The organism is Mesorhizobium sp. M0037 (assembly GCF_040323635.1).
In the GTDB taxonomy this organism is placed as follows: domain Bacteria; phylum Pseudomonadota; class Alphaproteobacteria; order Rhizobiales; family Rhizobiaceae; genus Mesorhizobium.
This window is the reverse complement of record NZ_JAMYVB010000016.1, coordinates 1-13,684: the sequence shown is the minus strand read 5'-3', so window position 1 is coordinate 13,684 and position 13,684 is coordinate 1. Positions and strand designations below refer to the sequence as shown.

Here is a 13,684-nt window from a genome sequence, read left to right as displayed (position 1 = left end):
TTATCCTTTGACCGCGCCCGCCATCAGGCCACGCACGAAGTAGCGGCCGGCGACCACATAGACGAGAAGGGTGGGCAGGGCTGCGATCATCGCCGCAGCCATGTTGACGTTGTATTCGACGACGCCTGTCGAGGTGTTGACGACGTTGTTGAGCGCCACCGTCATCGGCATCACGTCGCCGGAGCCGGCATAGGCGGAGGCGAACAGGAAGTCGTTCCAGATGTTGGTGAACTGGTAGATCACCGTCACCACGATGATCGGCAGCGAGTTGGGCAGCATGATGCGCCGGAAGATCTGGAAGAAGCTTGCCCCGTCGATCTGCGCCGCCTTCACCAGCTCGTTCGGAAACGCTTCGTAGTAATTGCGGAAGAAGAGGGTGGTGAAACCGATGCCGTAGACGACGTGAACGAACACCAGGTTCACGGTCGGATTGCCAAAGCCGAAGGTGAAACCGGTCGCGTTCTGCAGCTTGACGCCGAACCGGCCCAAGCTGCCGAGGATCGTTGCCATCGGCAGCAGTACCGACTGGAACGGGATGAAACAGGCAAACAGCATCAGCCCGAACACCAGCGTCGCCCCGCGAAAGCGCCATTTGGTCAGCACATAGCCGTTGAGCGCGCCGAGCAGGGTCGAGATGATGACTGCCGGAACCACCATCTTGATCGAGTTCCAGAAATAGCCCTTCATGCCGACGCAGGTCAGGCCCGAGCAAACTTCGCTCCACGCCTTTATCCATGGGTCGAAGGTCGGCGCCTGGGGCAGCGCCAGCATGTTGCCGTTCTGGATCTCCTCCATGGTCTTGAACGAGGTCACCAGCATGACGAACAGCGGCATCAGGTAGAACAACGCAAACAGCGCCAGCAGTCCGTAGATGACGATGCGGTTGAGGGTCTTGGTGCTCATGCCGCTAGAGGCCTGGCGGGCAGGGGTGGCAACGGCGCTCATTGCGGCTTCTCCCGCAGTTCCGAATAGAGATAGGGCACGATGATGGCGACGATGGTCATCAGCATGATCACGGCACTCGCCGAGCCGACAGCCATTTCGTTGCGCTTGAACGTGTACTCATACATGAAGTTGGACGGCAGCCAGGCCGAGCCACCGGGGCCGCCGCTGGTCAGCGCCACCACCAGATCGTACGACTTGATGGCGAGGTGGGCGAGCACGATGAAGGCCGACAGGAAGATCGGCCGCAGCAGCGGAATGACGATGCGGCGGTAGAGCTGGAAAGTAGTGGCGCCATCGATCTGCGCCGCTTTCATGATCTCACCGTCGATGCCGCGCAGGCCGGCCAGGAACATCGCCATGATGAAGCCGGAGGCTTGCCAGACGCCGGCGATGACCACCGTGTAGATGACGAAATCCTTGTTCTTGATCCAGTCGAAATGGAAGCTCGTCCAGCCCCATTGATGCAGGGTCTGCTCAAGGCCGAGGCCGGGATCGAGAAACCATTTCCAGGCGACGCCGGTAACGATGAAGGACAGCGCCATCGGGTAGAGATAGATCGGCCGCAACACGCCTTCGCCGCGGATCTTCTGGTCGAGCAGGATGGCCAGGAACAGGCCGAGCGCCAGGCACATGGCGATGTAGAGAAAGCCGAAAATGCCCATATTGACGATCGACGTGTACCAGCTCGATGGCGGGTCGGAGTCGAACGTCCAGCCCCATAGCCGTAGGTAGGCGCGCGGTCCGGTGATGACATAGGACGGAAAAGTCTTGGAATTGGTGAAGGACAGATAGACCGTCCACAGGATGAAGCCATAGACGAAGACGATGGTGATGGCGAAGCTCGGCGCCAGCACGATCTTCGGCAGCGCGTTCTGCAGTCGCGCGCGCACCGAGGGGCGCGACCGCTCCGGCGTCAGCTTGATCTGGGTTGTCGCTACACTGCTCATGAGGCTCCTCCCGTTTCGGGTTGTCCGTGCTCTGCCGTCAGGCGGCAAGGCGACCCCGTGCATACGGGTCTCTGGTCGGCATGGTGTTCAAGAGCGTTTTCACCGTTTCACGGAAACGGCGAACCTCTCTAACTCTTTCTTTTACGCAATTCCGGCCGGAAAACCGCTCACACTTTTCCTGGAATTGCGCCAGCTGGCCAATCCTTAGGTGAAACCTTCCCCGCCGAAGCGGGGAAGGTGTGTTTCTGGCTAGCGCTTACTTGGCGTCGTCGATCGCCTTTACCAGTTCGGTCACGGCTTCGTCCGAGGTCTTGATCTGACCATGGACGAATTTCGAAACGACGTCCTTGTAGGCATTGGCGACTGCCGGAGGCGCGCCATAGCCCTGGGCAAGCGAGCCGAACAGCGTGCCGCCTTCGTTGGCAGCCTTCAGGTCGGCGATGCCCTTCTTGCCGCACGCGTCGAAGTCGGTGTCCGGAACGTCGGTACGGGCGGGAACCGAACCCTTGACGACGTTGAAGGCCGACTGGAAGCTCTTCGACAGGGTGGCGGTGGCCAACGCGACCTGGGCGGCCTTGCGGTCGTCCGGAACGTTGAACATGCCGAACATGTCGGAGTTGTAGACCACCGAGCCTTCCGTGCCCGGGAAGCGATAGCACAGGAAGTCGGTGCCCGGCGTTTTCTTGGCGGCGTTGAACTCGCCCTTGGCCCAATCACCCATCACCTGCACCAGGGCATCGCCCTTGATGACCATGGCGGTGGCAAGGTTCCAGTCGCGGCCCGAGAAGTTCGGGTCGACATAGGTGACGAGCTTGGCGAGGTTATCGAACGACTTCTTCATCGTGTCGGACTTGAGGGACTCGTCGTCGAGGTCGTTGAAGGCCTTCTTGTAGAACTCAGGCCCGCCGGTCGACAGCACGACCGAGTCGAACATGGTGGCTTCCTGCCAGTTCTGGCCGCCAAGGGCGAGCGGGATAACGCCAGCCGCCTTGGCTTTGTCGAGCAGGGCGACGAAGTCGTCGAAGGTCTTTGGCTCGGTGCCGCCGATCTTGTCCATCACCGCCTTGTTGATCCACAGCCAGTTGACGGAGTGGACGTTGACTGGAGCAGCGACCCACTTGCCATCATAGACGGAGAACTTTTGCAGGGCTGCCGGAACCGACTTGTCCCAGCCTTCCTTCTTCGCCGTCTCGGTCAGGTCGCCCATGACGCCGGCCGCCGCATAATCGAGCACGGTGTAGCCGAGCATCTGCGACGCGGTCGGGTAATTGCCGGCCGCGACCATCGCCTTCAGCGCAGTCATGGCGGCGTCGCCGCCACCACCGGCCACCGGCACGTCCTTCCAGGCATAGCCTTCCTTGGCAAGGTCGCCCTTGAGGACGTTGAGAGCAGCCGCTTCGCCGCCCGACGTCCACCAATGCAGCATCTGCACTTCCTTGACGTCCTCGGCATGGGCCGAGAAAGCAAAGGCCGTCGCCAGAGCCGTTCCGATAAACAGTTTGCGCAACATGTTCTACCTCCCTTGTTGCATTACATGACCGGTGGAAGCCCACCGGGTTCTTCCAAACTCAGCCGACCCACCAACCGGTGCGCTGGCCGCGATGAAACTGGATTGTCTTTTCCTCGGTATAATCCTCGACAGCGCGTTTGCCGAGTTCGCGTCCTATGCCGGACTGCTTGTAGCCCCCGAATGGCAACTCGGGAAAGCCTTCCATGAATGTGTTCACCCAAACGGTCCCCGAACGCACACCACGCGCCACCGACATACAAGTGTCGATGCTGGCGCTCCACACCCCTGCCGACAGACCATAGGGCGTGTTGTTGGCGATGTGCAACGCCTTTTCAATCGATCCAAAAGTCAGCACGGAGAGCACCGGGCCGAACACTTCCTCGCGCGCAATAGCCATGTCTTCGGTAACACCGCGGATGATGGTCGGATCGAGGTACTGGCCGGCATTGGACGCCAGCTGGCCGCCACCGCAATAGACATTGCTGCCGTCTTTTGCTGCCACCGCGACGTAACCCGCGACCTTGGTCAGATGATCGGCTGATATCATCGCGCCGACCTTGGTTCGGTCGTCGAGTGGGTCGCCGACCGTTACCTTGGCGGTGAGGGCCTTGACAGTGGCGAGGAAATCGTCGGCGATGGCTTCATGCACGATCAGCCGACTGCCGGCATTGCAGCATTCGCCGGCATTGAAGAAGCCGCCGAAGACAGCCGCGTCAGCGGCCGCCTCGAGATCGGCATCGGGGAAGACGATCTGGCCGTTCTTGCCGCCGAGCTCCATCGAGACTTTCTTCAGCGACTGCGCGGCGGAAGCCATGGTCATCTTGCCGACGCGGGTAGAGCCGGTGAAAGAAACCATTTCCACCAGCGGATGGCTGACCATCGGCCCCCCGACATCGGCGCCGAGGCCGGCCAGGATGTTGACGACGCCCGCGGGCAGGCCGGCCTGCATCAGGATGTCGCCGAGCACGAAGGTCGAGGCCGAGGTCATTTCGCTCGGCTTGACCACCGCGGTGCAGCCGGCGGCGAGCGCGAAGGGCAGTTTCTGGCTGACGATCAGGAACGGGAAATTCCACGGGGTGATGATCGAGACGACGCCGATCGGCTCGCGCAGGACCACGCCCAGCATGGCGTCGCCGAGATTGGCGTAGCTTTCGCCGTGCAGCGTGCGGGCGAGCGAGGCGGCATAGCGCCAGATGTCGATGGCGCCGCCGATCTCGCCGCGCGCCTGGGCGATCGGCTTGCCGGATTCCAGCGCATCGAGTCGGGCGATGTCTTCGAGCTGGGCCTCGATCAGGTCGGCCGTCTTGAGCAGGATGGCGGCGCGCTCGGCCGCCTTCGTGCGCGGCCACGGGCCGGTCTCGAATGCCTTGTGCGCGGCCTGCATGGCCGCCTCCACCTCGGCCTCGCCGGCCCGCGCATAGCGCGAAACGGTGAAGCCATGGCCGGGGCTGTTGCGCGCCAGCGTGCGGCCATCGCGGGCATCGACATGCTTGCCGTCGATCAGGAGCTTGTAAGCCTTCGGCGCCTTGGACGCCTCGGCTGGCATGGAAATGTTGAGCGGTGCGTTCATCGTGCTTTCTCTAGGATCTCGAAAAGGCCGGCTTCTGCTTGGCCTTGAAGGCGCTCACGCCGGCTTTGAGGTCGCCGGTCAGCGCAATGAAGCCGCTGGCGAGCGCCTCGGTGGCGGCCGCACTTTCCTCGCCTTCGGCGACTGCGATCATCAGCTTGGCGGCTTCCGTTGCGAGCGGCCCGCGCCCGGCGATCTTTTCTCCCCACGCCTTCGCCTCGGCCAGCGCCTGGCCGGTCTCGACCACACGATCGACAATGCCGAGGGCGAGCGCGTCGGGGGCGGCAAAGACCTCGCCGCCGAGCGCCATGCGGCGCACGATCTGCGCACCGAAGCGGCGCACGGCGCGCTGCGTGCCGGACCAGCCGGGGACGACGCCGATCGATGTCTCGGGAAAGCCGAGCTTCACCTGTGTTTCGGCCACACGGAAGTCGCAGGCGACCGCCAGTTCCAGCCCGCCACCCAGCGCATGGCCGGAAAGCACCGCGACGGTCGGCTGCCGCAGCCGCGCCAGTCGGTCGAAGACGCGGTGGCCGTAGCGCACCCATTGCACCTGAAAGTCGGCAGCGCTCATCTCGCCCCAGGCCTCGACATCGCCGCCGGCGCAAAAGCCTTTGCCTTCGCCGCGGATCAGCACGACGCGCACGCCTTCAGCCATTTCGGCCTCGTCGAGCGTTGCCTCGAGCGCGCGCAGCATCGGAATGTCCAACGCATTGAACTTTTCCGCCCGGCGCAGCGTGACGATGCCGATGGCGCCGTCCTGTTCGAAGGTGACGAGGCGCTCAGCCATGCGCGCCTCCGAGCGAAGCGCCGCCATTGAGCGACAGGCCGATCGGCCGATCCTGGTACAGCGCCGCCGGTGTCACCTTGAGGTCGTTGGCGACGCCGAGCGGTGTTTCGGACTGAGCCAACACATCGCGCTCGAGGTCGACGCCCGGCGCAAGTTCCGTCACCATCAGGCCGTCCGGCGTCAGCTTCATCACGCAACGCTCGGTGACGTAGGTGATGTCCTGGCCTTGAGCGACGGCGCGCTTGCCGGAGAAGGAGATGTGTTCGACCTCGTTGACGACCTTCTTGACCTTGCCTTCCGCGTCGATGCGGATGCCGCCATCGGCGAGCGAAAGCTTGGCGCCGGCGTTGAAGAAGCCGGAGAAGACGATCTTCTTCGCCCGCGCGGTAATGTCGACGAAGCCGCCGGCCCCGGCTGTGACATGAGGCCGTGCCGACAGCTTCGACACGTTAACCGAGCCATGGCGGTCGATCTGCAGGAAGGACAACAGCGAGGCATCGAAGCCGCCGGCCTGGAAATAGATGAACTGGTGCGGCGAGGGCATGATCGCCTCGGCATTGGAAGCGCAGCCGAACTTGAAGTCGAGCAGCGGCACGCCGCCGACGGCGCCCTGCTCGATCACCCAGGTGACTTTGCCGTGCTGGCCTTCCTCGAGAAGGATACGCGGCACGTTGGCCGAGATGCCGAAGCCGATGTTGACCGCCATGCCGTCGCGCAATTCCATGGCGACGCGGCGCGCGATTACTTTCTGGACGTTCATGTCGGCGTTGCGGAAGCTGGACAACGGCCGGAAGATCTCGCCCGAAATCGCCGGGTCGTAAGGAGTCAGCGTCGTCTGCAATTGGTCCGGCGCCACCACGATGTGGTCGACCAGGACGCCGGGCACGCGCACGTCATGCGACTTCAGCGTGCCGTTCTCGACGACCCGCTTGACCTGCGCAATGACGATGCCGCCATTGTTGCGCGCGGCGAGCGCCTGTTCGAGGCCGCCCAAATAGGCGCCTTCATGCTCGTAAGTGAGGTTGCCGCGCTCGTCGGCGGTGGTGGCGCGGATGATCGAAACGTTGGGCACGATCGAGCGGAAATAGAGCCATTCCTCGCCGTCGAACTGCTGCACCGAGACGATCGGCTCGCTTGCAGCCTCATTCATGGCGCAGCCCTGGTGGCGCGGGTCGGCAAAAGTGTCGAGGCCGACCTTGGTCAGCACGCCCGGCCGCTTGGCGGCAGCTTCGCGGTGCATGTCGAACAGGATGCCGGAGGGCACGTTGTAGGCGGCGACCGAATTGTCGCCGATCATCTTCCATATCTGCGGCGGCTCGGACGAGGAGGGGCCTGAGGGATAGGAGCCGCAGAGCGTGCGCTTCAACAAGCCGGGCTTGGCCAGATGGTCGATGCCCTTGATGCCATACATGTCGCCGGCGGCGATGGGGTGCAGCGTGGTGATGTCTTTGGGATGGCCTTCGGCGTCGAAGCGCTCGCCGATGGCGGCCAGCACGGCATCCGGGCAGCCGAGGCCGCTCGACGACGAGACGGAGACGGTCATGCCGTCCTTGATCAGGCTTGCTGCTTCAGCGGCGGAGACGAGCTTGCTCACGCGACACCTTTCGGATCGATAGTGACGGCCTTGCCGGATTTTGCCGACTGCAACGCTGCTTCGGCCGACGCCAGGGACCAGACGCCGTCCTCGCCGGTTGCGGAGGGCTGGCCCGCGCCGCTGATAGCGGCATGGAACTGGCGCAGCGACCTGACGTAGAGGTCTTCGCGGTCGAAGCTCAGTTCCTCCTCGCCCTTGGCGGTGCGTAGAAGCACCGAACCGACCGGCTTCTGCGTCATCACATTTTTGGCAATCAGCGAGCCTTCCGAGCCATGCACTTCGAAGCCGGTATCGGCGTAGCTGGTGGTGAAGCCTTCATGCGACTGGGCAATCACGCCAGACTTGAAGCGCCAGATGCACATGGCGCCGTCTTCCAGCCCGCTGCCGGCCATGCCGGCCGACTGGGTGAAGGCCGAAATCTCGATCGGGTCGTCGCCGAGCACGAAGCGCAGCGTGTCGGCATCGTGCACGGTGATGTCGAGCACCACGCCGCCGCCGGCTTCCGGTTTGGTGATGCGCCAGCCCTGCAGGTTCTCCGGCAGATAGACCGCATGGAACATACGCGCGGCAATCGGCTTGCCGATACGGCCGGCTGATATGGCGTCGCGCATGGCGCGGTGGGCGCCGGCATTGCGCAGATGATGGTTGGTGCCAAGCACGACGCCGGCTTCCTTGGCGGCAGCGACCATTGTGCGTGCGTCGGCGCTGGTCAGCGCAAGTGGCTTTTCGCACAGAACATGCTTTCCCGCGTCGATCGCGGCCAGCGCCTGTTCGAGATGCAGTTCGTTGGTGGTCGAGATGTAGACGGCGTCGATGTCGGCGCCGAGCAGGTCATCGAGCGTCGAGACGGCAAGCGGGATGTTGTGTTCATCGGCATAGGTCTTGGCACGCTCCGGGCTGGAGCTCATCACCGCTGATATTTCGCCACCCTCTTGCGCGCGAATGGCGTTGATCATGAACTGTTTGGCGATCGTGCTGGCGCCGATCAGTCCCCATTTGACGCTCATGCCGCGTCTCCCAATCCTGCTGATGTGTCCTGGGCGCGGCGATCGGGACCACAGCTGTCCCTGACGACCAGATTGACCGCGCCGACATGGTCCTCGGCATGCGTGATGCGCGACTGGATCATCTTCAGCATGACGTGAGCGGCGCGTTCACCGAGGCCGGGTGTGTCGACCGAGACGCTGGTCAGCGCCGGCATATAATGCTCGGCCTCGACCACGTCGTCGAAGCCGACGACGGCAAAGTCCGCGCCGGGCTCCAGCCCGCGCTTGCGCAGCGCCAGCATGACGCCGAAGGCGACGGCATCGTTGAAGCACAGTGCCGCCGTCGGCGGCTCGGCCATGGCAAGGGCGGTTTCCAGGCACGCGATGCCGCCCCTGCGGCTGGTCTCGCCTTCGACGACAAGCACGTCGCGCCTGGCAATGCCCAATGTCTCGCAAGCTTGACGAAAACCGCCCAGGCGCTCCTGATAGACGACTAGGTCGGAGGTGCCGCCGAAGAAGGCCAGCCGGCGATGGCCCTTGCCGATCAGATGGGCGGCGGCGAGATACGCGCCGCGATGATTGTCAGGCGCGATCACCGGGATGCGGCTGTCCGGCAGGCGGCGCATGGCGAAGACGACCGGCACGCCCGCCATCTCGAGGCGACGGAAGGCGCCCGGCGTGGTGCCGCGCGCCGGTGACACGATCAGGCCTGCGACGCCCTGTTCCATCAGCGACTTCAGCACTTCTTCCTGGCGCACCGGGTTCTCCGCGGTGTTGGCGATGAAGGGCACGATGCCGGCTGACTGGAAGACGCGCTCCATGCCGACCGCCAGTTCGGCGAAAAAGGGGTTGGTGAGATCGTTGATGACCATGCCGATGACGTTGGAATGGGCTTTGCGCAGATTGGCGGCGCCGCGGTTGTAGACATAGCCGACATCCTCGATCGCCTTGCGAACCTTGACCGCGGTTTCAGGCCGGATCAGCCCTGAGCCTTGCAGCACAAGCGACACCGTCGATTTGGACACACCAGCCTCGCGGGCGATGTCCAGGATCGTTGCCTTGGCCCGGCTGGCCATGTCGGTGGTTCCTCCGCCTAAATGGGCAAATCTATTGGAACGTTCTAATCACTCTGCCAAACGAGAGTCAATCAGGATTCTTGCGGAGATCGAAAAGGTGACGAATGTGGTTTCCAGCAAGGACTATTAGCCTTCTTCGGCAGTTGGACCGGTTCAATCGCCGGAATCATAAAGGTTCTTGATTTATTGGAACGTTCCATTTATTGGATGCCTAAAACGGAGGTTGCCATGGATATCACCCTGCCTACGCAGAATGGCGGCCGCGTCAGCTACAAGCTCGCGGGCAGTCCGGTCGAGGCTGCAATCGGCGCGGTTTTCTCGCGCATCGCCTATGCCGCGGCCCATGTCGTCGCCGACCCTTTCGCGATGACCGACCCCTGGTCGAAGCCTGCGGTCGATTGGGACAAGACGATGGCGTTTCGGCATCATCTGTGGCGGCTTGGCTTCCGCATCGCCGAAGCGATGGACACCTCCCAGCGCGGCATGGGTTTCGACTGGGCGAATGCGCAGGAATTGATCCGGCGTTCAATCATCGAGGCGCGCAGCGTCGAAGGCGCAGACCTCGCCTCGGGCGCCGGCACCGATCATCTGGCGCCGGGAGCTGCCAAAACCCTCGACGAGGTGACCGCCGCCTATGAGCAGCAGTTCGCTTTCATAGAAGGGCAGGGCGGCAAGGCGATCATGATGGCAAGCCGGGCGCTGGCAGCCGTGGCCAAGAGCTCAGATGACTATGTGCACGTCTACGATCGCATCCTCAGCCAGGCATCCGGCAAGGTCATCCTGCATTGGCTGGGCGACATGTTCGATCCGGCACTGAAAGGTTATTGGGGCAGCGGCAATTTCGAGGCCGCGCTCGACACCGTCGTCGCCATCATCGAGCGCCATGCTAATAAGGTCGAGGGGATAAAGATATCGCTGCTCGATGCCGGCAAGGAAGTTGCCTTGCGCAACCGGCTGCCGGAAGGCGTCGTCATGTTCACTGGCGACGATTTCAACTATCCCGAACTGATTGCCGGCGGCGGGAAGCGGCATTCGCACGCCTTGCTCGGCATCTTCGACGCCATCGCGCCGGTCGCCAATGCGGCGCTCGCAAAACTGGCTGACGGAGACCGCGCCGGCTATGACGCGCTGATGGCGCCGACCGTGCCGTTGTCGCGCAAGATCTTCGAGGCGCCGACCGAGTATTACAAGGCCGGCATCGTCTTCATGGCCTGGCTCAACGGCCATCAGGACCATTTCGCCATGGTCGGCGGCATGCAGTCGGCGCGCGGTATCCTGCACTATGCCGACATCTTCCGCCTTGCCGACCAGGCAGGGTTGCTCGCCGATCCCGAGCGTGCGCTGGCCAGGATGAAGCATTTCTGCGCGATTGCAGGTGCCTGAGAACGACACAATCGCTGGCTGAAACCTGTCCCCCGTATGGGGGATTTGCGTTCTCGCGCCAAATCTGTATTCGGTTGCCGGGATTGGATGCGGACGGAGTGGCAATGATGGAAAAAGTGGCGCTCATCACCGGTGTAACCGGGCAGGACGGGGCCTATCTCGCAGAATTGCTTCTGCAGAAGGGCTATATTGTCCATGGCGTCAAACGCCGCTCGTCCTCGTTCAACACCGAGCGCGTTGACGACATCTATGTCGATCCGCACGAGCGCGGTGCGCGTTTCTTCCTGCATTATGGCGACCTGACCGACGCGACCAACCTTATTCGCCTGGTGCAGGAGACACAGCCCGGCGAGATCTACAATCTCGGCGCCCAGAGTCATGTCCAGGTGAGTTTCGAGACGCCGGAATACACCGGCAATGCCGATGCGCTGGGAACACTCAGGCTGCTCGAGGCGATCCGCATCCTGCGCCTGGAGAAGTCGGTACGCTTCTATCAGGCATCGACGTCGGAGCTTTACGGCAAGGCGCGCGAGGTCCCGCAAAGCGAGGCGACGCCCTTCCATCCGCGCTCGCCCTATGCCGCGGCCAAGCTTTACGCCTACTGGATCACGGTCAACTACCGCGAGGCTTACGGCATGTTCGCCGCCAACGGAATCCTGTTCAACCACGAAAGCCCGACACGCGGCGAAACCTTCGTCACCCGCAAGATCACGCGGGCCGTCGCCTCGATCCATCACGGCCTTCAGGCCACGCTCTATCTCGGCAATCTCGACGCCAAGCGTGACTGGGGCCATGCGCGCGACTATGTGGAGGGCATGTGGCGCATTCTGCAGCACAGTGAAGCCGACGATTTCGTGCTGGCGACCGGTGAGGCGCATTCGGTGCGCGAATTCGTCGAACTGGCTTTTGCCGAGACCGGACGCACCATCCGCTGGCAAGGCGAGGGTGTCGATGAAGTCGGTGTCGATGCCGGTTCGGGCACTGTCCTGGTGCGCATCGATCCGCGCTATTTCCGGCCGACCGAGGTCGACCTGCTGCTCGGCGACCCCGCCAAGGCCAAAGCCAGGCTGGGGTGGTCGCACACGACCGGCTTCAGGGATCTGGTGGCGGAAATGGTGCAGGCCGATCTGGCGCGCACCGCCGGCGGCACGCGGCAGAACAGCCGTTCTGCGTGAGGCAGGTTCATGGACGCGACATTTGATCTGAAAGGCAAGCGTGTCTTCGTCGCCGGGCATCGCGGCATGGTCGGTTCGGCCGTCGTGCGCCGGCTGGCGAGCGAGGACTGCGAGATACTCACCGTATCGCGCGACAGGCTCGACCTGCTCGACCAGGCAGGGGTGCAGCGCTGGATGGCCGAGCACAGGCCGGATGCGGTGGTGATGGCGGCCGCCAAGGTCGGCGGTATCCTGGCCAATGACCGGTTCCCGGTCGATTTCCTGCAGGACAATTTGGTCATGCAGGGCAATGTCATCGACGGCGCCTTTCGCAGCGAGGTCGGCAAGCTTTTGTTTCTCGGCTCGTCCTGCATCTATCCAAAGCTCGCGCCGCAGCCGATCAGGGAAGACGCGCTGCTGACCGGTCCGCTCGAACCCACCAATGAATGGTATGCGATCGCCAAGATCGCCGGGCTCAAACTGTGCCAGGCCTATCGGCGCCAGCATGGCGTCGACTACATCTCGGCGATGCCGGCCAACCTTTACGGTCCTGGCGACAATTTCGATCTCCAGTCCAGCCATGTCGTGCCGGCCCTGATGCGAAAGGCGCATGCGCTGGCGCTGAGCGGCGGCAACAGCCTCGAGGTCTGGGGCTCGGGCACGCCACGGCGTGAATTCCTGCATGTCGACGACGCCGCCGATGCCTTGGTCTGGCTGTTGAAGAATTATGCCGGCGACAGCCACGTCAATGTCGGTTCGGGCGAAGATGTCACCATTGCCGAGCTTGCCCAGACCGTCGCATCGGTCGCCGGCGTCGAGGCTGATATCGCCTTCGATACGACCAAGCCAGATGGCACGCCGCGCAAGTTGATGGATGTTTCGCGGCTGTTTGCGACGGGATGGCGCCCGCGCTACGCGCTTCGCGGTGGATTGGAACAGACATATGCGTGGTTTCTCAACCATGTTGAGAAGGGTGATGTCCGCCTCGGCGCGGCCTGATTCCAATTTTCCTTGAACCATTTCGCTGCCGCCCGCGACCAAGCGGTGTGTAGCAAACACGGTCCATCAAGGAGAACGTCAATGTCTATCACTTCAAGAAACGCATTTCTCGCCGCCATCGCGGTTTCGGTGCTGGCAGGGTGTCAGACGGCACCGCCGAGGGAATGCGAGAAGACCAAGCCCGGTGTCACCTACAACGGCAAATGCTGCGGCATCGGCACCCCGTGCCGTGAAGGCAGCAACGCCCCTCATGACAAGCCCGACAGGCCCGATCCGCGGCCACAGTGATCCGCGAGCCAGAAACGTCCCGGCACGTGCCGGGACGTTTCGCCCCCGACAGGGCGGATACGGATCGGAAGGCCGCTACCCGGTTCCTTGCTGGCCGGCATTTGAACACGAAACGGGACGGCGGGGCAGTAGACGATGCGGTCGCGCAGATCGCGCGAAAACTTCCCGCCGGATCTGTACTTCAAGGGGCTGTTCGACTGTTCGAAGGGAAGGTCCCGTAGAAACTCAGATTTCGCTTTCCGTCGATGCGAAGGATGCTACTAAAAAAAATTCGAGATGCTCTTGAACTCATTTGGGGCGCCTCCTAATTCGATTTCCGCCAAGGCCATAAGGCTCGGCAAAAAATGGCGGCGCCGCACGGGGCGGCGCCCTTGTACCCATGTTGCTTCAAGGAGGATGTGGCTATGAGAACCTTTGATACTCTCTATCGCAGCACCGTCGGTTT

At 62.9% G+C, this 13,684-nt stretch carries 13 protein-coding genes; 4 read left to right on the top strand and 9 right to left on the bottom strand.

The features are described from left to right. The 8 genes from NKJ78_RS22380 to NKJ78_RS22345 form a co-directional block, all read right to left on the bottom strand. Positions 1-945, bottom strand: coding sequence for a carbohydrate ABC transporter permease (locus NKJ78_RS22380; protein ID WP_023704034.1), 945 nt, complete (start codon positions 943-945; stop codon positions 1-3). Beyond that, positions 942-1,892 (bottom strand): carbohydrate ABC transporter permease, encoded by a 951-nt coding sequence (locus tag NKJ78_RS22375; RefSeq protein WP_023737628.1) that lies wholly within the window; start codon positions 1,890-1,892, stop codon positions 942-944. Before NKJ78_RS22375 ends, NKJ78_RS22380 begins: the two co-directional genes overlap by 4 nt. 256 nt (positions 1,893-2,148) lie before the next feature. Continuing rightward, positions 2,149-3,402, bottom strand: a complete 1,254-nt coding sequence (locus NKJ78_RS22370; RefSeq protein WP_023737629.1) for an ABC transporter substrate-binding protein — start codon at positions 3,400-3,402, stop codon at positions 2,149-2,151. A gap of 58 nt (positions 3,403-3,460) precedes the next feature. After that, positions 3,461-4,972, bottom strand: a complete 1,512-nt coding sequence (locus tag NKJ78_RS22365) for an aldehyde dehydrogenase family protein (RefSeq protein WP_023737630.1) — start codon at positions 4,970-4,972, stop codon at positions 3,461-3,463. 10 nt (positions 4,973-4,982) lie between these two features. After that, positions 4,983-5,759 carry an enoyl-CoA hydratase/isomerase family protein gene (locus NKJ78_RS22360; RefSeq protein WP_023737631.1) on the bottom strand — a complete coding sequence of 259 codons (777 nt, stop codon included), beginning with the start codon at positions 5,757-5,759 and terminating at the stop codon, positions 4,983-4,985. Next, the gene (locus tag NKJ78_RS22355; RefSeq protein WP_023737632.1) at positions 5,752-7,353 is read right to left on the bottom strand and encodes an acyl CoA:acetate/3-ketoacid CoA transferase; all 1,602 of its coding nucleotides are present in this window, start codon (positions 7,351-7,353) and stop codon (positions 5,752-5,754) included. Before NKJ78_RS22355 ends, NKJ78_RS22360 begins: the two co-directional genes overlap by 8 nt. After that, positions 7,350-8,360, bottom strand: coding sequence for a Gfo/Idh/MocA family protein (locus tag NKJ78_RS22350; protein WP_023737633.1), 1,011 nt, complete (start codon positions 8,358-8,360; stop codon positions 7,350-7,352). The genes NKJ78_RS22355 and NKJ78_RS22350 overlap by 4 nt, the downstream gene beginning before the upstream one ends. Beyond that, positions 8,357-9,415 carry a LacI family DNA-binding transcriptional regulator gene (locus NKJ78_RS22345; RefSeq protein WP_023737634.1) on the bottom strand — a complete coding sequence of 353 codons (1,059 nt, stop codon included), beginning with the start codon at positions 9,413-9,415 and terminating at the stop codon, positions 8,357-8,359. Before NKJ78_RS22345 ends, NKJ78_RS22350 begins: the two co-directional genes overlap by 4 nt. Positions 9,416-9,643: 228 nt before the next feature. Here NKJ78_RS22345 and NKJ78_RS22340 point away from each other — a divergent pair, with 228 nt between their 5' ends. From NKJ78_RS22340 to NKJ78_RS22325, 4 genes are all read left to right on the top strand, one after another. Then, on the top strand, positions 9,644-10,798 hold the full coding sequence (locus tag NKJ78_RS22340; protein ID WP_023737635.1) for a dihydrodipicolinate synthase family protein: 1,155 nt from the start codon (positions 9,644-9,646) through the stop codon (positions 10,796-10,798). A gap of 104 nt (positions 10,799-10,902) precedes the next feature. After that, positions 10,903-11,973 (top strand): GDP-mannose 4,6-dehydratase, encoded by a 1,071-nt coding sequence (gmd, locus tag NKJ78_RS22335; protein ID WP_023737636.1) that lies wholly within the window; start codon positions 10,903-10,905, stop codon positions 11,971-11,973. A 9-nt stretch (positions 11,974-11,982) separates the two neighbouring features. Beyond that, entirely contained in the window at positions 11,983-12,951 is a 969-nt protein-coding gene (fcl, locus tag NKJ78_RS22330; RefSeq protein WP_023737637.1) for a GDP-L-fucose synthase, read from the top strand. 81 nt (positions 12,952-13,032) lie between these two features. Continuing rightward, on the top strand, positions 13,033-13,239 hold the full coding sequence (locus NKJ78_RS22325; protein ID WP_084014257.1) for a hypothetical protein: 207 nt from the start codon (positions 13,033-13,035) through the stop codon (positions 13,237-13,239). Between the two features lie 260 nt (positions 13,240-13,499). Here NKJ78_RS22325 and NKJ78_RS22320 read toward each other — a convergent pair. Next, the coding region (locus NKJ78_RS22320) for a hypothetical protein (protein WP_352562635.1) at positions 13,500-13,684 on the bottom strand (185 nt) is incomplete at its 5' end.

Coding starts and splice junctions, on each gene's coding strand:
- NKJ78_RS22380 (WP_023704034.1), bottom strand. CDS start 945: ATGAGCGCCGTTGCCACCCCTGCCCGCCAGGCCTCTAGCGGCATGAGC.
- NKJ78_RS22375 (WP_023737628.1), bottom strand. CDS start 1,892: ATGAGCAGTGTAGCGACAACCCAGATCAAGCTGACGCCGGAGCGGTCG.
- NKJ78_RS22370 (WP_023737629.1), bottom strand. CDS start 3,402: ATGTTGCGCAAACTGTTTATCGGAACGGCTCTGGCGACGGCCTTTGCT.
- NKJ78_RS22365 (WP_023737630.1), bottom strand. CDS start 4,972: ATGAACGCACCGCTCAACATTTCCATGCCAGCCGAGGCGTCCAAGGCG.
- NKJ78_RS22360 (WP_023737631.1), bottom strand. CDS start 5,759: ATGGCTGAGCGCCTCGTCACCTTCGAACAGGACGGCGCCATCGGCATC.
- NKJ78_RS22350 (WP_023737633.1), bottom strand. CDS start 8,360: ATGAGCGTCAAATGGGGACTGATCGGCGCCAGCACGATCGCCAAACAG.
- NKJ78_RS22345 (WP_023737634.1), bottom strand. CDS start 9,415: ATGGCCAGCCGGGCCAAGGCAACGATCCTGGACATCGCCCGCGAGGCT.
- NKJ78_RS22340 (WP_023737635.1), top strand. CDS start 9,644: ATGGATATCACCCTGCCTACGCAGAATGGCGGCCGCGTCAGCTACAAG.
- gmd (WP_023737636.1), top strand. CDS start 10,903: ATGATGGAAAAAGTGGCGCTCATCACCGGTGTAACCGGGCAGGACGGG.
- fcl (WP_023737637.1), top strand. CDS start 11,983: ATGGACGCGACATTTGATCTGAAAGGCAAGCGTGTCTTCGTCGCCGGG.
- NKJ78_RS22325 (WP_084014257.1), top strand. CDS start 13,033: ATGTCTATCACTTCAAGAAACGCATTTCTCGCCGCCATCGCGGTTTCG.